This is a genomic window from Sporomusaceae bacterium ACPt, from assembly GCA_041428575.1.
Lineage (GTDB): Bacteria > Bacillota > Negativicutes > Sporomusales > Sporomusaceae > Sporomusa_D > Sporomusa_D carbonis.
In genome coordinates, this window is the sequence record CP155570.1 from 2,226,437 (window position 1) to 2,247,520 (window position 21,084).

Annotated in this window: 22 protein-coding genes; 6 read left to right on the plus strand and 16 right to left on the minus strand. The window is 48.1% G+C overall.

Annotated features, from left to right (window positions below; all coding sequences use genetic code 11):
• The first annotated feature begins 7 nt into the window (after window positions 1-7).
• From SCACP_RS11495 to SCACP_RS11515, 5 genes are all read left to right on the plus strand, one after another.
• The gene (locus SCACP_RS11495; RefSeq protein WP_425057724.1) at window positions 8-148 is read left to right on the plus strand and encodes a hypothetical protein; all 141 of its coding nucleotides are present in this window, start codon (window positions 8-10) and stop codon (window positions 146-148) included.
• Window positions 149-242: 94 nt separating this feature from the next.
• Window positions 243-665: a hypothetical protein gene (locus tag SCACP_RS11500; RefSeq protein WP_425057725.1), complete on the plus strand. Its 423-nt coding sequence runs from the start codon at window positions 243-245 to the stop codon at window positions 663-665.
• A gap of 141 nt (window positions 666-806) precedes the next feature.
• Complete coding sequence (locus SCACP_RS11505) at window positions 807-1,676, plus strand: ABC transporter substrate-binding protein (protein WP_425057726.1); 870 nt, start codon at window positions 807-809, stop codon at window positions 1,674-1,676.
• 42 nt (window positions 1,677-1,718) lie between these two features.
• On the plus strand, window positions 1,719-3,668 hold the full coding sequence (locus SCACP_RS11510; protein ID WP_425057727.1) for a peptidase U32 family protein: 1,950 nt from the start codon (window positions 1,719-1,721) through the stop codon (window positions 3,666-3,668).
• A 31-nt stretch (window positions 3,669-3,699) separates the two neighbouring features.
• A complete protein-coding gene (locus tag SCACP_RS11515; protein ID WP_425057728.1) occupies window positions 3,700-5,004 on the plus strand; it encodes an aspartate aminotransferase family protein in 1,305 nt (434 codons plus the stop codon).
• Here SCACP_RS11515 and SCACP_RS11520 read toward each other — a convergent pair.
• Window positions 5,001-5,291 (minus strand): hypothetical protein, encoded by a 291-nt coding sequence (locus tag SCACP_RS11520; protein WP_425057729.1) that lies wholly within the window; start codon window positions 5,289-5,291, stop codon window positions 5,001-5,003. The genes SCACP_RS11515 and SCACP_RS11520 overlap by 4 nt on opposite strands.
• Window positions 5,292-5,347: 56 nt before the next feature.
• On the opposite strand from SCACP_RS11520, the gene SCACP_RS11525 reads away from it, so the two are divergent.
• Window positions 5,348-5,581, plus strand: a complete 234-nt coding sequence (locus SCACP_RS11525) for a hypothetical protein (protein WP_425057730.1) — start codon at window positions 5,348-5,350, stop codon at window positions 5,579-5,581.
• On the opposite strand, the gene SCACP_RS11530 is transcribed toward SCACP_RS11525, so the two are convergent.
• From SCACP_RS11530 to SCACP_RS11600, 15 genes are all read right to left on the minus strand, one after another.
• Complete coding sequence (locus SCACP_RS11530; protein ID WP_425057731.1) at window positions 5,572-6,789, minus strand: ABC transporter permease; 1,218 nt, start codon at window positions 6,787-6,789, stop codon at window positions 5,572-5,574. The genes SCACP_RS11525 and SCACP_RS11530 overlap by 10 nt on opposite strands.
• Complete coding sequence (locus tag SCACP_RS11535; protein WP_425057732.1) at window positions 6,782-7,477, minus strand: ABC transporter ATP-binding protein; 696 nt, start codon at window positions 7,475-7,477, stop codon at window positions 6,782-6,784. Before SCACP_RS11535 ends, SCACP_RS11530 begins: the two co-directional genes overlap by 8 nt.
• Window positions 7,478-7,605: 128 nt before the next feature.
• Window positions 7,606-8,709, minus strand: coding sequence for an efflux RND transporter periplasmic adaptor subunit (locus tag SCACP_RS11540; protein ID WP_425057733.1), 1,104 nt, complete (start codon window positions 8,707-8,709; stop codon window positions 7,606-7,608).
• A gap of 27 nt (window positions 8,710-8,736) precedes the next feature.
• Window positions 8,737-10,011 carry a TolC family protein gene (locus SCACP_RS11545; RefSeq protein ID WP_425057734.1) on the minus strand — a complete coding sequence of 425 codons (1,275 nt, stop codon included), beginning with the start codon at window positions 10,009-10,011 and terminating at the stop codon, window positions 8,737-8,739.
• A 218-nt stretch (window positions 10,012-10,229) separates the two neighbouring features.
• A complete protein-coding gene (locus tag SCACP_RS11550; RefSeq protein WP_425057735.1) occupies window positions 10,230-10,670 on the minus strand; it encodes a cell division protein SepF in 441 nt (146 codons plus the stop codon).
• 217 nt (window positions 10,671-10,887) lie between these two features.
• Complete coding sequence (locus SCACP_RS11555) at window positions 10,888-12,603, minus strand: adenosylcobalamin-dependent ribonucleoside-diphosphate reductase (protein ID WP_425057736.1); 1,716 nt, start codon at window positions 12,601-12,603, stop codon at window positions 10,888-10,890.
• 24 nt (window positions 12,604-12,627) lie between these two features.
• Complete coding sequence (typA, locus tag SCACP_RS11560) at window positions 12,628-14,439, minus strand: translational GTPase TypA (RefSeq protein WP_425057737.1); 1,812 nt, start codon at window positions 14,437-14,439, stop codon at window positions 12,628-12,630.
• A 121-nt stretch (window positions 14,440-14,560) separates the two neighbouring features.
• The gene (locus SCACP_RS11565; RefSeq protein WP_425057738.1) at window positions 14,561-16,174 is read right to left on the minus strand and encodes an MBL fold metallo-hydrolase RNA specificity domain-containing protein; all 1,614 of its coding nucleotides are present in this window, start codon (window positions 16,172-16,174) and stop codon (window positions 14,561-14,563) included.
• A gap of 174 nt (window positions 16,175-16,348) precedes the next feature.
• Complete coding sequence (gene murB, locus SCACP_RS11570; protein ID WP_425061387.1) at window positions 16,349-17,269, minus strand: UDP-N-acetylmuramate dehydrogenase; 921 nt, start codon at window positions 17,267-17,269, stop codon at window positions 16,349-16,351.
• Window positions 17,270-17,273: 4 nt separating this feature from the next.
• A complete protein-coding gene (locus SCACP_RS11575) occupies window positions 17,274-17,624 on the minus strand; it encodes a YlbF family regulator (RefSeq protein WP_425057739.1) in 351 nt (116 codons plus the stop codon).
• 222 nt (window positions 17,625-17,846) lie between these two features.
• Entirely contained in the window at window positions 17,847-18,707 is an 861-nt protein-coding gene (locus SCACP_RS11580) for a TIM barrel protein (protein ID WP_425057740.1), read from the minus strand.
• Between the two features lie 22 nt (window positions 18,708-18,729).
• The gene (gene trmL, locus SCACP_RS11585) at window positions 18,730-19,188 is read right to left on the minus strand and encodes a tRNA (uridine(34)/cytosine(34)/5-carboxymethylaminomethyluridine(34)-2'-O)-methyltransferase TrmL (protein ID WP_425057741.1); all 459 of its coding nucleotides are present in this window, start codon (window positions 19,186-19,188) and stop codon (window positions 18,730-18,732) included.
• A 245-nt stretch (window positions 19,189-19,433) separates the two neighbouring features.
• Window positions 19,434-19,826, minus strand: coding sequence for a 4Fe-4S dicluster domain-containing protein (locus SCACP_RS11590; protein ID WP_425057742.1), 393 nt, complete (start codon window positions 19,824-19,826; stop codon window positions 19,434-19,436).
• Between the two features lie 58 nt (window positions 19,827-19,884).
• Window positions 19,885-20,085, minus strand: coding sequence for an acyl-CoA dehydratase activase-related protein (locus SCACP_RS11595; RefSeq protein ID WP_425057743.1), 201 nt, complete (start codon window positions 20,083-20,085; stop codon window positions 19,885-19,887).
• A 17-nt stretch (window positions 20,086-20,102) separates the two neighbouring features.
• On the minus strand, window positions 20,103-21,071 hold the full coding sequence (locus tag SCACP_RS11600; protein WP_425057744.1) for an acyl-CoA dehydratase activase: 969 nt from the start codon (window positions 21,069-21,071) through the stop codon (window positions 20,103-20,105).
• Window positions 21,072-21,084: the final 13 nt, after the last annotated feature.

Genomic DNA, 21,084 nt, shown 5'->3' on the forward strand with positions numbered 1-21,084 from the left:
AGGTGATATGAATGAACAGAACAGCAACACTGTGCAAAAGCACGGCGGGAAATATCGTGTCATATGTCTGTTGCGGATTGAAGCGCTCCGAAACGGCGTCGAAACACTTAATTATAGCCGCCCTGTGGCGCAGTGTCCTACCATGTAAAAGCGCTCCTTCAAACATTCCCAACAATCCGCCGTGACACCGAGGCCCTATAATTTTTCAGACACAAAGCAGCAGTATCAGGAGGTAGGAGACTATGCATGATTATGCACAGGATCTTGGGTTCAACAATCCTACCGACCTATTCGAAAGGACCAAGGTCCTCCATTATTCAAATCAGACCCTTAAATGGTATCTGACAGATCTGGGTGACGGTCGGTGGGCGGCTTGGAATAGTCTGGATAATATGATTAAGAATTACAAATATTTTTCATCTTACGATGAAGCCAAAGAATATATTGATCGTCTTTACTATTCGGTTCAGGGATATCCGCTGCATTTAGCCAATATTGGGGCCAAGCTTAATATAAAATGTAAATATTGCCAAAATAATCTTCATATGGCTTTCATACATGAAAGCGAAGGCGTTGCCTGGTTACTTTGTCCCCATATCGATAAACAGGAGGAAAAACACGAAAGTTTAGCAGTCCCCCTCTCTATGACAAAATACAGCGCATGACCCAAGTAAAGCCCCTAGTCTGATCTGACGGACCAGGGGCTATTTATTTACTTTGTTCGCTATTTTTGTCACATTTAAGGCAGGTATTAATCTGGCAAATGTGGAAACTGTATTAAAAATAAATTTAGAGGTGTTTTTCGCTTGTATCATATTGGCATTTTACAATTAACGCAGAACCTGGACGATGCAGTACGGGGCTTTGAAACAGGTTTGGCTGACCTAGGCTTAGAGGCCGAGTTTCATTATTTAAATGCGGACGGCGCTCTAGACGATTTACCCCTGTTGGCAGCCGAATTGGCGGAACGCCGGGTGGACATTATTTTTGCCTGCTCTACTCCTGCGGCCCAGGCGGCTGTTAAACTCGAAGGAAATATCCCGGTCGTGTTTACGCCCGTTTTTGACCCGGTAGGAGCCGGGCTGACGGCAAGCCTGGACAAGCCGGGCAGTAAAGCCACCGGTGTGGCCGGTATGGTTCCGGCTGCCGCCAAAGTGGCTTTTATCCAGGAGCTGCTGCCTAACGCCAAAACCATTGGTATTCTCTATCACCTGGGCGACAGCAATGCACTCCTCGAAGTAAACTATTTCAAACAGGCTGCCGGTGCAAAATTTACCCTTGTAGAACTGCCGGTAGCTAAACCTGATGATTTATCCACCCTGCCGGACAAACTGCCACCCAATCTTGACGCGTTATTTTTGCCAATTGGCCGGGTGATTGAAGAAAACTTTGCTTCGGTAGCCTATTATGCCGAGTCGGCAAACTTGCCGATTATTGCTTCCCATGCGCCTAATGTGCCGTCCGGCGCTTTAGGTGCCCTGGTTGCCAATCACTACGACCTGGGATATGCCTGCGCGGCCAAAGCAGCGCAAATTTTAGCCGGTGAAGCACCTGGTACAATACCGGTCGGTGTTGTTGACCATCCTGAAATCCAGCTTAACGCTTTTGTCGCCGCCAATCTCGGCCTTGAACTGCCACCGGCGTTACTAGCAAAAACCAAAGAAGTATTTGAATAAATTTTATGCTATTATATTTGATGTTTTGGAGTGAAAAATCAAATGCTACTAACCCCGCAATCTGTCGAGTTACTGGCTCCGGCCGGGACCTGGGACGTGCTTGAAGCCGCCGTTACCGCCGGCGCTGACGCAGTGTATCTTGGCGGCAAGCGCTTTAATATGCGCCTGCACCGCACTGACACCAACTTTGATGACAAAACGCTGGCGCGGGCCGTCGAATATGCCCATTCCCATAACGTCCGCCTGTATATCACCGTTAACAACCTTATCAGCGAACGGGAACTTCCGGGCATGCGCGAATATCTTAAACTTTTAAATGACATTCAGCCTGACTCGCTTATCATTCAGGACATGGCCGTCTTAGAACTGGCCCGGGAAATGAACATCACCGTCCCGCTGCATGCCTCAGTCATGATGAATACTCATAATGAGCATTCCATAAAAACCCTCATGGATTACGGCATAACCAGGGTGGTCGTCAACCGGGAACTGACCCTCTCCCAGCTCAGGCTGCTCAAAGAACGCACCGGCATCGAACTTGAATACTTCATCCATGGAGATATGTGCGTAGCCCACAGCGGCCAATGCTTCCACTCCGGCGTCGTGTTCGGGCAAAGCTCCAACCGCGGCCGCTGCTTAAAGCCGTGTCGCTGGCCGTACCAGCTTGTGGACAGCGTTACCGGCCAAGCGTTGACCGTGAACGATCCCGGGCCTTATAAACTGGCGCTCAAAGATATGTGCATGTACACCGCACTGCCTGAGCTCATCCAGTCCGGCGTATGTTCTTTTAAAATTGAAGGCCGGATGCGCACTGCCGATTTTATCAGCCGGATCGTAAAATTGTACCGCCGCGCTATCGACCGCTATATTGCCGACCCTACCGGCTATACCTTTGATGCGGCTGACTGGCAGGAACTTTACAATTACCGCTCCCGCGACTTCTCGACCTGTTATGCTCTGGGTAACCCCGGTGCCAGTTCAATTGGCTACACCGGTGAGCGTGAGCCCCGCTTTTTCAGTCAGGCGGTAAAAGAGGCCGGCGTTACGGCTAACGCCGCCATCCCGGCGGTTAAACCAGTGAAGGCTGTCTCCCGTCCAACTCTGGCAGTACGGGTAGCCAGCCTTGAAGGTTTGACCAGCGCTTTTAAAAGCGGCGCCGATCTTGCCTATATTGGCGGCGAGGCCTTTAGGCCGGACAAACCCTGGACGTTGAAAGACATTGAGACAGCCGTTGACTTAGCCCGACAATATGACAAACAAGTAGTCGTTACCACCCCCCGCATCACGATGGAGCGGGAAGCAAGCGAACTTGAACAGTTATTTGCCAGCCTGGAAACCATAAAACCGCACGGTCTCATGGTAAGCAACAGCGGCATGCTGCGTCTGGCGCGCCACAGCTCCAGTTTACCCGTCCAGGCCGATTTTTCGTTCAACATATTTAACCATCTCACCACCGCCTGGCTCAAAGCCAACGGCGCCAGCAAGGCAACAGTCTCACTGGAAGCCACTTACGAGCATATTGCCGAACTTGCCAAACACAGCACGCTGCCGCTGGAGCTGATCGTCCATGGAGCAACCGAGGCTATGGTGCTTGACCACTGTGTACCGTCGGCCGTATTGGACAACAGTACCGCCAGCATTTGCAACCGGCTATGTTCTAAACAAAATTACTCACTGCTGGACAGCGCCGGACAGCGTCATGACATTAAAATTGACCAGTATTGCCGCAACCATATCCTGTTCGCTACCGATCTGTGCCTGCTCCCTCATCTGGCTGCGCTTACCGGCGCCGGTATTAGTCACTACCGGATTGAAGGCCAGCATTATACCCCGGAACTTGTCGGTTTAGTCACTGCCATTTACCGGGCCGAACTGGACAAATTGGCCGCCGGCAGCAACTATACCTTTGACCGGACGCTTGTTGATCAAATTGCCGCCGCCAGCCCGCGTGAATTGGGTATTGGTGCTTTCCGCTACCGGATATCACGGTAAAAATTCAGAACCATAATTTAGAGGTGAGACTATGACTGACAACACTAACACCCCGTATATTGGCCCGGAAGAAGTGCTCCGTAAAAAAAAGGAATACCTAATTCCCTGCGTATATCACTTTTACAACCAGCCTATGCAGCTGGTAAAAGGAGAAATGCAGTACCTCTACGACAGTACCGGCAAAAAATATCTTGACTGTTTCGCTGGCGTATCGGTCGTCAACTGCGGTCACTGCCATCCTGAGATTACCAAAGCCATCTGCGACCAGGTTACTACTCTGCAGCATACTTGCACCATTTACCTTACTCAAAACATCGTTAACCTGGCTGAACGCCTGGCGCAAATAACTCCTGGCCGCCTGCAAAAAACTTTTTTCTGCGCAAGCGGTACCGAAGCCAATGAAGGAGCCGCATTACTGGCCTCAATCTATACGGGCAAGCATGAATTCATCAGCTTACGCCAGGGACTTCACGGCCGGACGAAACTGACCATGAGCCTTACCGGACTATCATTATGGCGTACTGACACCACCCCGGTCGGCGGCATCAGCTTTGCCCCCAATGCCTACTGCTACCGCTGCCCGTATAGCAAACGCCATCCCGAGTGTGACCTGGCCTGCGCCAACGAGATTGAGACAGTAATAAAGACTACCACTTCCGGCCAAGTAGCAGCCCTTATCGCCGAACCGGTTCAAGGCAACGGCGGCATCATTACCCCGCCTCCCGGCTATTTTAAACGCGTAAAAGAAATCCTTGACAAATATAACATCCTGCTAATTATTGACGAAGTCCAGACAGGCTTTGGCCGGACCGGCAAGATGTTTGCCATTGAGCACTACGGCGTGGAACCTGACATTATGACTATGGCCAAGGCCCTGGCTAACGGCACGCCGGTTGGCGCCTTTACCTCAAGGGCTGAAATTGCTGATAAATATACCCGTCCGGGCGCCTCAACCCTGGGCGGCAATCCGGTAACAGCCACTGCTGCGCTGGCGACACTGGACGTAATCACCAAAAACGACCTGCCGGCACAGGCCGCTGAACTTGGTCAATATCTCAAAAACGGCCTGAGCGAACTTCAGAAAAAACATCCTATTATTGGCGATATCCGCGGCCTCGGGCTCATGCTTGGCGCCGAAATGGTAAACCCGGACAAGTCGCCTGCCCCGCAAAAGCTTGACGCCATCTTGGAACAAATGAAAGACCGCGGCTTCTTAATAGGTAAAAACGGCCCTGACCGCAACGTCATGGCCTTCCAGCCGCCACTGGTAATTACCCATGATGATATCGACAATCTGCTAAATAATTTAGCAGATGTGCTGACTGCCGTTGCTTAACCGCGCACAGCCCGCACTATACGGACATTTTTTCGGGTGCGGGCATCTTTAGGTCCGGCTAAACGCGGCGTAATATCCGTACGCTGCCGACGCTCAGCCGAAAGACAGGTAACATGCGCTGCGAACATAACAAGCGCAAAAGCTGCCCACACACCGGCAAACGTCTGACCAACGGCCGAACTGATAAATACAGGTAAATTGGCCGCAAATAACATAAGCATAGCGCAAAGCGCAATTAGACTGACGAGTGAGCCGAACTTACCTGTCTTATCCTTAAATCTTTTCATGGCAACCCCTCCCTATATCAAGCGTAGGACCTTATTTGTAAGGCTCAATGAAGTATATGCCCAAAAAATTATCTTTATTATTATTAATCAAAAGAAGCAGCCGCCGTCAAGGACACTGCTTCTTTTGCGTTAGTTTTGATAAAGAAAACACGGCTTGCGCCGAGCCTTTGGTGAAAGCGAAAGCCGATGTTGCCCTTATCCTGGCAGAGAGTTATACTTTCTGTCAGGACAAAAAAGCCAGCAGCCCATCTATTTTTCGGGCTGCTGGCGCATATTTGTGCTATTCATAGCGTAGAGCTTCAATCGGGTCAAGCAGAGCGGCCTTACGGGCCGGATAAATTCCAAAAAACAGGCCAATAAAGACTGAGAAGGCAAATGCGGCAACTATTGCCAGCCAGGATATCACGGTATTCCAGCCAGCTACAGCAGAAATCGCATAAGATGCACCCACCCCTAAAGCAATGCCTATCAGGCCGCCGGCAACGCCGATTACCACGGCTTCAATAAGAAACTGCATTAAAATGTTGTGATACTTTGCACCAAGCGCTTTACGAATACCGATTTCACGAGTCCTTTCGGTAACAGACACCAGCATAATATTCATAATGCCAATGCCACCAACCAGCAGGGAAATACCTGCGATGTTACCTAACAGCAGCGTTATTGTTCCGGTAGCCTCGGCGGCGGTATTCATGACGCTGACAAGGTTACGGACTGTGAAGTCGTTATCATCGTTGGCAGCAAGCCTGTGCCGGGCCCGCAGCAAGGTTGTAATATCATTTTGTACCTGATCTATAACTTCGGCGCTGGCAGCTTGTACACTGATCATTTGAATGTGTGAAATACCCATTATAAGGCGTTCCTGAGCTGTTGTCAGCGGTACAATGACGATATCATCCTGGTCGGATCCGCCTGCCGATTGTCCTTTGCTTTCCAACACGCCCACCACGCGAAAGGGAGCGTTATTAATACGAATTGTTTGACCAATCGGGCTTATCTCGCCAAATAGGTTTTCTGCCACTGTTGAGCCGATTATAGCTACACGATTGCGTGTTTCAACATCCTGGTTAGTAATATTGGCACCGCTCTGAAGATTCTGATTCCGCACTTCCAAATATTCAGGAGTTGTGCCTTGCACACTGGTCATCCAGTTTTGGTTGCCGTGAACAATCTGAAACTGCCGGCTGACACTTGGCGCTACCTGACTCACTCCGGCTACTTCCCGCGCAATAGCCTGCGCATCCTTGTTCGTCAGTTTAGTATTTGAACCTGCCGCCTGGCGCGCCCCGCCTGAAGAGGCGGCACCGGGAGTAACCATAATAAGATTGCTGCCCAGTCCGGCTATAGAATTCTGCACCTTATCCCTAACCCCCATGCCGATGGAGATCATGGCAATTACCGCGGCTACCCCGATGATAATGCCGAGCATTGTTAGAATAGAACGCAATTTGTTAGCTACTAATGCGCTGAATGCTATGGAAAGGCTTTCCCTAAACATGGCTTCCTCCCTTTCCTGGCTCGTCTTTGACTATCAACCCGTCACGCACATGAATGACCCGCTTGGCATAGCCGGCAATATCCGGCTCGTGGGTCACGAGAATTATCGTACGCCCCAGCGCATTTAAATTACCGAAGATCCCCATAATTTCATAACCGGACTTGGTGTCAAGGTTACCGGTAGGTTCATCAGCCATGATAATAGTCGGATCATTAACCAGCGCCCGGGCAATAGCAACGCGCTGGCGCTGACCGCCAGACAGTTCATTAGGCAAGTGATGCATACGGTGATCAAGGCCTACCATTTTCAGCGCCTGGGCTGCCCGCTCGCTGCGTTCAGCAATTTTTACCCCTGCATATACCATCGGCAGCTCAACATTTTGCTTGGCTGTTAACCGGGGCAATAAGTTAAAATTTTGAAAGACAAAACCTATTTTTTTATTACGGGTTACTGCCAAATCATCATCATTTAGACTTGCCACTTCTTGTCCGTCAAGTATATAAGAGCCGCTGGTCGGCCGGTCAAGGCACCCTAATATATTCATCAAAGTCGACTTTCCTGATCCTGAAGGCCCCATGATAGCGGTAAATTCTCCTGCGCCGATGCTGAGAGTAACTCCGGCTAATGCGGCAACCGTAGTGTCACCCATGACATACTGTTTCTTTATATCTGAAAGTTCTATTGTCATTTACTACCCTCCTAACTTCGCTAACAGCCTGTATGATTACTCAGCCCAGGCTGTTAAGCTGAATTAAGTTCGCTCTAAGGTTTTGGAAGGGCTTAATAACCCTTTCCGAAACCAAGGCTCACTTATCATCAGCGGGGCATCATGCCGCCTATTCCCATACCTCTGGAGCCATTCTGAGAACTTTTCTGCGATGTTTGTGTTTTGGCTTGTGATAATACGATTACATCCCCGTCACTAAGACCACTAGTGATCTCAATCCTGTCATCACTGGTCAGACCGGTGGTTACCGGAACATTCTCCATCTGTCCGCCGTTTTTCATAACTACCACGTACTGCTGGTCTTTATTGTTCTTAATAGCCGCCAACGGCACAGTCAGTGCATTTTTACTTTCACCGGTTTGAATCGATACTCTGGCTGTCATCGTGGGCTTCAGTCCGTCATTATCCGAATCTACATTAATTACTACGGTATAGTAAACAACATTTGACTGTACAGTTGCCTTTTGTGAAATAACTGCTACCGTACCGTTAAAAGTCTTACCAGGAAAAGCATCCACCGTGAACGTTGCTTTTTGGCCTACGGCCACTTTACCAATATCCGACTCATCTACTTGAGTCTCAATCTGTAGTTTGGACATATCAGCTACACTAAGGATAACCATTGGGTTGGAAATACCCTGAGCCACCGTTTGGCCTGCCGGTATCGGCTTACCGATAACGACCCCGTCAATCGGGGATTTGATTACAGTATCTTCTAACTGTGATACAACTTGATCGTAACTGGCTTGCGCTACTTTATAGTCCAGTCGTGAACTGTCAAGCTGCTGCTCGGATACAGCACCAATACTGCTTAACCGCTGATTGCGTTGATAGTTGGCTTCAGCATTAGCTAAACGTTCCCTTGCTTGCGATACTTGCGCCTGCAGTTGCGTATCGTCAAGCACAACTAAAACTTGACCGGCTTTTACCTGATCGTTTTCTTTTACTCTAACTTCTTTAAGTAAACCGGTAATTTTAGAACTGATGTCAACCATGTTCACCGGTTTTATCGTGCCGGTGGCCGACACCACCGATACCATATCACCGCGTTCTACTTTTGCTGTCTGTACCGAGACAGCCGCCTTGGCCTTGTTGCTTTGAATATAATAACCGACTGGTACTGCAATTGCAGCTATCATAATTAGTAACAGCCATTTTTTATGTTGCAGCAGTTTACGTACTATTGCCTGCATTTTTCCATCTCCCTTGTTTTTCTGTCATTAATTAACCTGAGTGCCAATAGCCTTATCAAGTTTGGCCATGCTTACGTTATAATCGTATAAAGCTTGAATATGATTTGTTTTTGCCTGGGTTAACGATAGATTGGCATCTATTACGTCCAGATTGGTGCCTGCCCCGGCTTTATATTTTTCCTGGGCAATGTACAGGTCCTCTTCCGCCTTGTTGACAGCCATTTCAGTAGTAGCCAGCCGTTTATCGGCTTCTTGCATGCTAAGATAAGCTTGGCGCACTTCCAGCTCGATATTGTCCTTTGTTTGTTCATATTGCTCTGCCGCCTTAGTTACCGTTGTATCGGCCTGTTTTATTTTGGCGTTGGTTACTCCGGCATCAAACACATTCCAGCTTGCTGTCAAACTCATTGACCAATTATTATTGCTGTCAGGCAAAACCGAATCACTCCAACCTGTCGATCCACCGAGGCTTACAGTCGGGAGTTTACCACCTGCCGCAACTTTTACGGCTGCATTAGCGCTGTCGACACCGGCCTGGGCCTGGGCTATTTCAGGCCGGTTCTTCAGGGCAAGCGCAATACTCTCTTCCAGCGATTTATCATACTTGTCATGCCGCAGTTCGTCTTTTAATGCTACTTCTGTTCCAATATCAATGTTCATGATGTTGTTAAGGTTGGCTACGGCTAAATCATAGCTATTTTTAGCTTTGATCAGATTTTGCTCGGCATTGCTCAATTCTACCTCTGAGCGGAGTACATCGGACTTGGCAACTACACCGGCCCCATATTGGGCCTGAACATTTTTCAAATGGGCTTCCAGGTTGCTAACTGCTGCCTGGTTGGTTTCCACTATGCTCCTGGCCTCCAGTACATCGTAATAGGCAATAGTAGCGTCAAGCTTGGCTTGCTGTTTGGCTTTATCCACCCCTAAATCAGCAATTTTTTGGCTTTGCTTGGCCTGCTCAATTTGTCCTTCAAGCTTGCCGCCAGTATAGAGCGGCCAACTAAACCGCAACGAATTGTTCAAATGGCTGCCCCCGCCTCCGCTCTGATTTAGGTTGTAAGTGCTGCCTAGTGACAGTGTCGGCATTTTTCCGGCCTCAGCCTCTTTCCGGCCCCACGCTGCTTTCTCTTTATCGGCATCGGCAATTTTTATGGCAGAACTATTCTTCAAAGTTATAGCCACGCTCTCATCAAGAGACAACATGGTTGGAGCCGCAAAAACAGCGGCACTATTCAGTAGTAGCACACCGGTTGTCAGTGCGGTTACTGCAGGTTTCAACAGATTTTTTTTCCCCGGCATCAGGTTAAATCCTCCCTTAATTGTTGGTAGTCTATAACAGAAAACTCTGCTGCGGCCACCGGCTTTGAACAGTACTCGCAGTTGCAGATAAGCAGTAACAAAGTATGGGTCTATTCTATAATTAAAACTTTAGATTATCTTTAGATTTATAAAAATAAACATAACAATAAAAAAAGCGCCTGCTTCGAAAAGCAAGCGCATTTCACTGCCAAAACTTCTTACAACTCATTTTTTACGCGAACATACGTGGGTACTGAATAGGCAAACAGTTTTTTATCAACTTCGATATTAGCATAAACATAGAGCACCACCTGGGATGAAATCCGTTGCACACTGCCGCCCATAATGTAACAGACTCCATTTAAAAAGTCACCCATCCGCTGCTGGGTCGCGCCATCAACCTGCTGATAATTTACAACTACCGCGGTGTTTGCTTTCAAATAATCTGCATATTTCTGAACATCGTCGAAACATGTTGGCAAATCAACAACTACTTTCAAATTTTCTGCTTGCTGACTGTGAACCTTTAGTTTAGGGCGGCGTTCATTATCATATTGTGCTACATCTTTTTCAACAGGCATTGCTTTCTCCGGCATTGTCACTTCTTCTTCAACCGGTATAAGAAAATTTGCCAATTTGTCAATTAATCCAAGCGCCACCGTTAATGCCCCCCTAGAAAATATTACACCATTTTCTGGGAAGAATTCGACAATGTTTTGCTAATTCCTTCCTTGCTCAAATAAAAATTCTCGTTTTCGTCAAAATAGGGAGATAAATCCTAATTAGCTAGGACTAAAAGACTATATCCGACATCAGATTCCAGATAATGTCAGCCGACAGGAAAATTTGGAAGAAAATAACATTCGTACCGGAAGATTAGGATAATTGACATTCATCACAGCCGCTGCTGATGCCATGAGTGAGCACCTGTTGGTCGCGACTCGTATCCCGGTATACTGTTACTCCTTTACACCCTTTACTATAGGCCGACCAAAATACGTCGGCTACATCTTGAGGCACGGCATCTTTAGGCAAGTTGACAGTTTTTGAAACACCATTATCAGTATATTTCTGAGCCGCTGCCAGGTGGGCCACATGCCAAGCAGGCTCAATTTCATGGGCAGTAGCCAGCACTTTTTTGACTTTATCAGGCAGCGCCATATTTGCCACACTGCCTGAAGCCGCTACTTGATCGTAAATTTCCTGATTTAACAGTCCCTGATTCTTCAAATAATCAACAGCAACCTGATTTATACTGGTAATAAGCCTGCCGTCCAAGACGCGGCGCGTCATTGCCAGTCCGAACAACGGCTCAATACCGCTTGAACAGTTGGCAATCATGCTAATCGTACCTGTTGGGGCAATGGTCGTTACGGTAGCATTGCGCATATGGCTGTAACCTTGCTGAGCATAGATACTGTCGGTAAAGGCCGGAAAATTTCCCCGCTGGCACCCGAGTTCAGCCGATACCGCTCTGGCCTCTGCCGTGACAAGCTTCATAATATCTGCTGTCAGATCGACAGCCTGCTGGCTGGCGTAGGGCATGTCAAGCAGGATGAATAATTCAGCCAGTCCCATGATGCCCAAGCCGATTTTGCGGGTCAGCCGGGTAGCCGCCGCCACCTCAGGCAGGGGATAACAGTTGACGTCGATGACATTATCCAAAAACCGTACTGCCGTCCTCACTACCCGGGCTAGTTTACCCCGGTCAAGCCGCCGGTCCCGTCCGTTACCGGTAACCATTTTAGTAAGGTTAATCGAACCTAACACACATGACTCGTAGGGTAATAACGGCTGCTCGGAACAAGGATTGGGCGATTCAAAAACACCTAAGCCGGGTGTAGGATTGGCTTTATTGACAGTATCCAGGAAAAACAGACCGGGCTCGCCATTTTCCCAAGCCATTTTAACCAACAGGTCAAATATCTCTTTAGCTGGCATCGTTTTACTGGTCTTGCCGTTCCGGGGATTGATCAAGTCAAAGTCCCCCTGGTTTTTTACTGCTTCCATAAAAACATCGGATATGCCTACTGACAAGTTAAAATTATTAAGCACATCAGGGCGCTGTTTGGCGGTAATAAATGAAACAATATCAGGATGATCGACCCGCAGAACAGCCATATTGGCCCCGCGTCTGGCCGCTCCCTGTTTTACAACCTGGGTTGCCATGTCATAAATATGCATGAATGACAACGGGCCGCTAGATACCCCGCCTGTTATTCCCACCTTATCTCCCTGAGGTCGCAACCGGGAAAAGGAAAAACCGGTGCCGCCGCCACTCTGATGGATCAAGGCAGTATGCTTAAGGGTTTCAAAGATACCTGCCAGTGAATCTTCAACCGGCAGGACAAAGCAGGCGGCAAGCTGGGCCTTGAGTTTACCGGCATTAATGAGGGTAGGCGAGTTGGGAAGAAATATCATTCCGGACATGATTTCATAGTATTCCCGGGCAGCGCTGACGGCATCATGCCCGTAGCTTGTTTCAGCGCTGGCCACATGGTTGGCCACCCGCCAGAACATATCGTCAGGCGTTTCGTTTTCCCGTAAATACCTGGCTTTGAGTACAGTTTCAGCTTCAGGAGTTAACGTCATGCTCCGCCCTCCTTACTCTCCTAACTAAGCGTCTTTTTTCCGTTCGCGCCCACGCATATGCCTGTCTAAAATAGCTTTGCGCAAACGGATATTATGGGGCGTAACTTCGACAAGCTCATCTTCGTTAATATATTCAAGCGCTTGTTCGAGACTCAAAATACGCGGCGGCGTCAGGCGAATCGCATCATCAGAACCGCTGGCCCGCATATTGGTAACATGTTTTTTCTTGCACGGGTTGACATCCATATCCAGTTCACGGGAATTTTCTCCGACAATCATGCCTTGATACACGGCCTGGCCGGGCACAACAAACATAACTCCCCGGTCTTGGATGCTATTAATACCGTAACCTGTCGTTTCACCATCTTCAAAAGCTACCAGCGCCCCGCGGGTGCGGCCGGGAATGTCGCCTTTGTACGGCACATAACCGTGGAATACATGGTGCATAATGCCGTTGCCTTTGGTATTGGTTAAGAATTCTGATCTAAAACCGATCAGTCCGCGGGCCGGAACAATAAATTCCATTCGTAAATACCCGGCCAATTCCACCATATTGACCAGTTCAGCCCGCCGGGTTCCCAGCGATTCCATTACTGCGCCCATAAATTCCTGTGGCACGTCAATTGTTAAAAACTCCATTGGCTCGCAGCGCTTGCCATTAATCTGCTTATAAATTACCTGCGGCTTGCTGATTTGCATCTCGTAACCTTCGCGCCGCATAGTTTCAATAAGAATGGATAAATGCAGTTCACCCCGGCCGGCAACTTCAAAAGCGTCCGGACTGTCGGTCTCAGTAACCCGCAAGCTAACATTGGTTTCAGCTTCACGGAACAAGCGGTCGCGGATATGGCGAGAGGTAACAAACTGCCCCTCACGCCCGGCAAACGGGCTGGTATTAACGGCAAACACCATCGACAAAGTAGGCTCGTCAATTCTAATGGTAGGCAGCGCTTCCGGGTTCTCCGGATCAGCCACAGTATCACCAATATTAACAGTCTCAAGTCCAATCATGGCAATAATGTCGCCTAATGCCGCTTCTTTTACCTCAACTCGCTTTAGGCCTTCGTATATGTATAACCGGCCAATTTTTGCCCTAACCTCAGTTTCTCCGTTTAAAATGACAACATTTTGTCCGCTGGTGATTCGGCCCCGTACTACCCGGCCGATCGCAATACGCCCGACGTAATCATCATAGTCGAGGGTTGTTATCATAACCTGAAGCGGTCCATCAATCTCGCCGTGCGGCGCAGGGATGGTTTTTTCAATGCATTCAAACAACGGCTGTAAATTATCGCTATCATCAGCCATAGCCATTTTGGCGATGCCATCCCGGGCAGCCGCATACACAACGGGAAAATCCAACTGGTCATCATTGGCTTCAAGTTCAATGAACAGTTCCAGCACTTCGTCAACAACATCCTCCACCCTTTGGTCCGGGCGGTCTATTTTATTAATAACGACAATCGGCTTGAGCTTTTGCTCCAGCGCTTTTCTAAGCACATACTTAGTTTGCGGCATGGGACCCTCAAAAGCGTCAACCAAGAGCAGCACACCATCAACCATATTGAGCACCCGCTCGACCTCGCCGCCAAAGTCGGCGTGGCCGGGAGTATCAACAATGTTAATTTTGATATTATTGTACATTACCGCTGTATTTTTTGACAAAATGGTAATGCCTCGCTCACGTTCAAGATCGTTGGAATCCATTACACGTTCGGCCACATGCTCGTTGGCACGGAATACCCCGCTTTGTTTCAGCATGGCGTCGACCAGGGTGGTTTTACCATGATCAACGTGGGCGATAATAGCAATATTACGAAGATCATTACGTTCCATATAAAATTATTGCCTCCTAAGTAATGAACAAAAGGATGCATTTAAGCTTGCATCCTTTTTGTAGTGTCATGCACAATTCACTATATTATACCAGTAGGCATCTGTCAAATTAAATTTTACGTTATGACCACAAATCACTAAGTGTCTTCTTAATAAATGTGCGGATTTTATCCACACGCTTGAGCACATCCAGAAGCCTGCCGCTGTTCCCGGCCACCAGGTCTTCGAGCCTGCGGCGGAAATCGGCGTATTCTTTTTCCATTTCATCAAGATATTCTCTAAGCTGTTGCACAGCAGGTTCAATAGTTGCGATATTTGATGGTTCAATTTGCCAGTTGCGCCCGGTAATTATGGCTGAATCACCATAACGTGGAACATAAGTGGATATTCCCAATTGCCGCTCGATAAGTTGTGCAAATGGTACTGACATATCTTGTTCACCGTGGACAACAAATATATTGGCCGGTTTGTTTTGGAAATTCCCCAACCATGCTATGAGTTGGTCTCGGTCAGCATGGGCAGAAAACCCTTCGAGATTATATATTTTAGCCTTTACGCTAATTTCTTCCCCCATAATTTTAACCCGCTTAATACCTTCGAGTAATCGGCGCCCCAGGCTGCCCTGAGCTTGATAGCCAACAAACAGCACCGTGCACTCCGGCCGCCATAAGTTATGCTTAAGGTGGTGCAGAATACGTCCGGCATCAGCCATACCGCTTGCCGAAATGATGATTGCCGGCCGATCCATCTTGTTGATGGTTTTGGACTCATCAGACGTTTTCGTAAAGGTTAATTGCGGCATGCTCAAAGGGTGGTCGTGGTCTTTATACAACATATCATATGCTTCACTATCATATTCCTGGGAATTGTGTAAGAATATGTTGGTTGCAGAAATAGCCAGCGGACTGTCGATAATAACCGGTATATCAGGAATAAGTCCGGCTTTAAACAATTTATGCAGATGGTAAAGTATAGTCTGAGTACGGCCGACAGCAAACGAAGGGATAATAATGTTGCCGCCTTTCTCGACGCTGGCATTGATATATTGAGCCAACAGTTCCACCGGGTCGCTTATTTCATGCTTACGGGCACCATAGGTAGATTCAACCACAATATAATCGGCATGATCGATAATTGCCGGATCCTTAATAATAGGCTGGTCAGGCTGGCCCAAATCACCGGAAAACAAAAACTTCGCCGTCTCATTGTTCTCAGTCACCCATATCTCGACCATAGATGAACCGAGGATATGGCCTGCTTCTCTGAATTTAACAGTAATCTCATCTGCCAGTTTGACCTCACTGTCATAGGCGACCGGCGAAAATTGTTTCAAACACTCATACGCCTCTTCGACGGTATACAGCGGGTCAACATGCTTATGCCCGGCCCGCTGACCCTTACGATTGGCAATTTCAGCGTCGAATTCCTGAATATGGCCGCTGTCAGGCAGCATGATGCTGCAGAGCTCTGCTGTTACCTTCGTAGCGTAAATGGGTCCTTTAAATCCTGATTTACACAACCGTGGCAGCAACCCGCTGTGGTCGATATGGGCATGCGTTAAGAGCACGCCGTCAATGTCAGCAGGATTATACAGGAAAGGCCGCCGGTTCAGCGCAGCAATGGCTTTTGATCCCTGAAACATGCCGCAGTCAACTAAATACTTTTTTTGGCCAATTTCCAATAGGTATGAGGAACCGGTTACCATTCCGGCAGCTCCTAAAAATGTTAGACGCATAGGCTTGACTCCTTTTCAGTATTGTGCTGTTTTTCGTACACTTACGACTTGATATTTAGAAACAATTTAATTTTCTAAATTCAACATTATGGATCATTTTCCCTGCAAAAATAAAAAAACCGGGGCCAAATCAGTTCCCGGTTCTGGATAATTAACTATGTAGCTCAATATTCACTATTCTTCACCGATTACTCTAACTTCAGGGTGTAAGGCAACGCCAAACCGTTTGTAGACAACATTTTGCACTTTACTAATCAGCGACAGCACATCTTGGGCTGTCGCACCGCCGGCATTTATGATAAAACCGGCGTGTTTGGTCGAGACTTGGGCACCGCCGACGGTAGCCCCTTTCAGCCCGGCCTGTTCTATAAGTGTCCCGGCAAAATGCCCCTGCGGCCGTTTAAAGGTGCTGCCGGCACTAGGCATTTCCAAAGGTTGTTTACTTTCTCGCTTAGTCGTATAATCATCAATCAAGCTGCGGATGGAACTATCTTCACCGTTATTCAAGGCTAGTTCCACTTCACAGATAATACAGCCATTATCCTGAAACACACTATGGCGGTAGCCAAAATTCAGTTCTGCGGCCTCAAACCGTCTTAATTGACCAGTAGTACATACAGCAGTTACTGCTACCGCCACCTGGCTCATATCGCCTTCATACGCGCCAGCGTTCATGAACACTGCACCGCCGATGCTGCCGGGTATACCGATGGCAAATTCAAAACCGGTCAACTTATTCGCGGCGGCATATTTGGATACATCGGTCAATAACGCTCCGGCTCCAGCAAAAACAGTAGTACCGCTATGCCGTATATACCCCATCTCAGGACCAAATTTCACAACCAAACCGCGTATCCCCCGGTCTAATACCAATACATTGGAACCATTACCCAGTACAGTAACAGGTACGTTAAACTGTTTAGCAATATCAGATACAACCGACACTTCTTGAGCCGAAGCAGGAAACACCAAGTAATCAGCCGGTCCGCCGATTCTAAAGGTCGTATGGTTGGACATGGGCTCATTTACGCGCAACCTTTCCGGGGGAATAGCTTTTTTTAATTCGGCGCTAAACTCGACAGGGATTTTAACCATCATCTCACTCTTTGCCAAATAAATCCATTCCTTCGGCGACCGAATCGCCAATTATTTTGTAAACATCAGCAGCGATTTGTTGAAAGCGCATGTGGGCGTGAATGAAATCTCTAGCCTTGGGATTATTAACAATAAGTTCATACATGTGCTGCAGTTGCTCAGATTTTGCCTTATCTTCTGGGTTACCGGCCATTAAATCATATTCGGCAGCCAGCTTCTTTTTAAAGAAATCTTGCACCATTTTTTTGCTGGGTTCATCCCTGTCAAGATTTTGCTTAGCTGCAAGAAACGCCCGGTACTCCTCGGAATTTCTCAGCGCCCGGCCCAAATCATGGGCTTTGTCATGCACATTCATTCAGATTCCTCCAATTCTCCATCTATCTTATGCGTAGTAATTCATATTTATACTTCCTAAAGTGGTGCTGGCAAACACACTGATATTGTCAGTCAGTTCTGCACATCTAAAAAATTATCCAAAATCATCTTGTCAAAATCGCGCAAAATAAGCTATCCTCCGAATTGACTATTCGGGCTATTTCGGCATTCTATGACAAAATCCCTGCCGTTTTTATTATTTTCATTCTTCCTTTTTTAGCAGCCCTTGGTAAAATTCCTGCATAGTCTTGGCATCCTGGGCCTGAGTGCCGGCTGATTCGCAAATAATCCGCGGCGTATAGCCCCGTTCGGCAATCACGGCTAACAGCGGTTCATGCGGCGGACCAAATGGATCATTGAGCGTCCAGTGGCGTTTTTCCCCGGCCTTGGTAAACTCAATCCGGCTGAAATGAATATGAAGATTCTTGGCAGCCTCTGTTCCCAACGTTTCGGCAATTTTATCAAATACAGCCGCATATTCCTGGCTTGTCGTATACTTCCCGCAAGTCACCGCATGCATATGGCCAAAATCAACGGCTGGCCGCACCCATTCGGCCAGTTTGCACATTTCAAGCACCTCATCAAGCGAACCTAGCTGATTTTGTTTACCCATGGTCTCCGGCAGCAGCAACGGCCCGGTCAAGCCTTGCCGTTCAGCTTGCTCCAGTACCTGAGCAAACAAACGCTTAGCCCGTTCCATCGCTTGGTGCCGGTCACTTTTGCCCGGACCGCCGATATGAAATATAACCCGGTCAGCTCCCATCCATTTTGCGGTTTTAAGCGAACGTAACAAATGCTGCTGGGTATTGCCGGCAATTGTTTCATCCTCAGTAGCCAGGCTTATATAATAGGGGGCATGAATACTAAGCTTGATACCGTACTGCGCCGCTTTTTCCCCCACCAGTTCAGCAGTAGGTTGCCTGACATTAACCCCGCGGCTGCATTGATACTCATATGCCGTCAGGTTGAGGCCGGCCAGCCATTCCGGCATATCGGCCGATGCCTTAAACCCGGCTTCATAAAACGCATCAGGATTACCTGCCGGCCCAAATTGTGCAAACATGTTATCACCGTCCTAAACAGAGCTACCTGAGCCCGGCAAAATCTTGTTGTCTAAGGGCCTCATAGACAACAACCGCTACCGCATTGGATAAATTAAGCGACCGGGCATCATTAATCATAGGAATCCGTACGCAGTGTTCGGGATAAGCAGCCAACAGTTCCTGCGGTAGACCGGCTGTTTCTTTACCAAACACCAGCATATCGTCCGGCCGGTAGGCAATATCGTTGTGACGCTTGCTTGCTTTGGTAGTATTAAAATAAAAGTTATGTCCGTGATAAAGTTTCAGTACTTCAGCAAAATTTTCATGTACATGCACTCTTACTAAATGCCAATAATCAAGCCCGGCCCGCTTCAAATAACGGTCTTCAATCGAAAACCCAAGTGGCTTAACAAGGTGCAGTTCGCACCCGGTAGCCGCACACAACCGGGCAATGTTGCCGGTATTACCGGGAATTTCCGGCTCTACCAGTACAATATGCATCAAAATCACTCCAGTTATACAGATGGAAAATAATTATACTAACGGTTAATAAACAGTGCCTTGGCGACCGATCCTCCCACTCCCACAGGGTGGCGGCGGCAATAACAGCAAGGTATCCAATACCGCTTTCCGCATGATTAGCCTCCTATGAAAAACAGACTGAATTAGTAATTATTCTACGCGAAAAACAAAAATCCTACCCATTAAAGGTAGGATATGCCGATACATATGGATATTTCCGGATCTTAGCCGTGAATTAGGCGGGGAATACAACGTACACATACCCAGTCACTTTGGCCTTTACTTTTTATCGGCAGCAGGGGACGCTCGTGCTCGGTAACACCGCACAGCGAGCATTTCATGGTAACATTATACTCCGGCCTATCGGCAATTGCCTTTTTGTGTTCATGTACTGCCTCTTCGTCAAATGGTACAACTTCCCTGTCTTCAAGGGTCAACGCCCCTGTCGGGCATACTCCTAAACAAAATCCTGCACCATCGCACAGTTCTTCGCGACGGACACGCGCTTTACCGTCAATAATCTCGATTGCCCCTTCGGCGCATGGTGACACACACTGGCCACAGCCGGTACATAAGTCGTCATTAATTTTCACAATCTTTCTGGTAACTTTCTTCATGCTTCGGTCCTCCTTTTTTTTACATTATAGCAGGAATAGACCCATACCCACAGTGATTTTAATCACACCTGCCGCCGGTACCTGAGCAAATCAACAAAAGCCTCCAGTCTTGCCTGCCACCAGTGTCAAGCATCTTTTTAGTCGTTTCGCCTGACACTATAACCGCAGCCCCCAGCCCTTCAAAGAACTTTTCCCATGCACGACCATACTCGTGGTATAACAGGCCGCGCGGCAAGCCCACCCGCACCTTTTGTGTCAAAATATTTTCCTCCCAGCCTAGCGGGGCGTACCGCTTGTCCACTTACCGCAGCGGTCGCCCCAACGCGCGGCAACCTGGCCATTCATGCTGATTTCAACCACCTCGCACATATTAGGACAGCCACTGCACTCGAAACTGCGCGGCAAATAATTGTAATCAATAACCTCAAAGCCACGAAAAGCCGTCGGCTTACCCTGTACAGCATCCCGAGCCAGCAGGGCGGCGCCGATTGCGCCCATAACATTATAATAAGGCGGTACAATGACCTGGCAGCCAAGAACTTCTTCAAAAGCCCGTTTCATCCCCTGATTGGCAGCTACACCGCCCTGAAACAGTACCGGCCCCTTTATCTCTTTACCTTTACCAACATTGTTTACATAATTACGAGCCAGCGCCTGGCACAGGCCATTTAATATGTCACTAATCTGATGGCCTGTTTGCTGTTTATGAATCATATCTGATTCGGCAAAAACAGCGCAACGCCCGGCTACTCTGACCGGCATGGTTGATTCCAGCGCCTTGCCGCCGAATTCTTCAATAGGTATATTGAGTCTGGCGGCCTGCTGATCGAGGAAAGAACCCGTGCCGGCCGCACACACGGTATTCATGGCAAAATCAGTGACAACACCATCGCGAATAATGATTATCTTGGAATCTTGACCGCCAATTTCCACAACTGTTTTCACATCAGGAACAATATGCATAGCTGCTACAGCATGAGCTGTTATTTCGTTTTTTACCGTGTCAGCTCCAACCATTACTCCAGCCAGGTGCCGGCCGCTGCCGGTTGTGCCTACTCCCTTAATGTCCAGTTCACCGTTACGCTCTTTTATGGTTCTGAGGCCTGTCTGCACAGCCGCTATCGGCTGACCCTGGGTCCTGATATATAAGGTATCCAGTACTTGTCCGCCGGTATCTACCACGACAATGTTCGTGCTTACTGAACCAACGTCAATACCCAGATAACTTTCTAAACTTTGTTGCACATACATCCCTCCG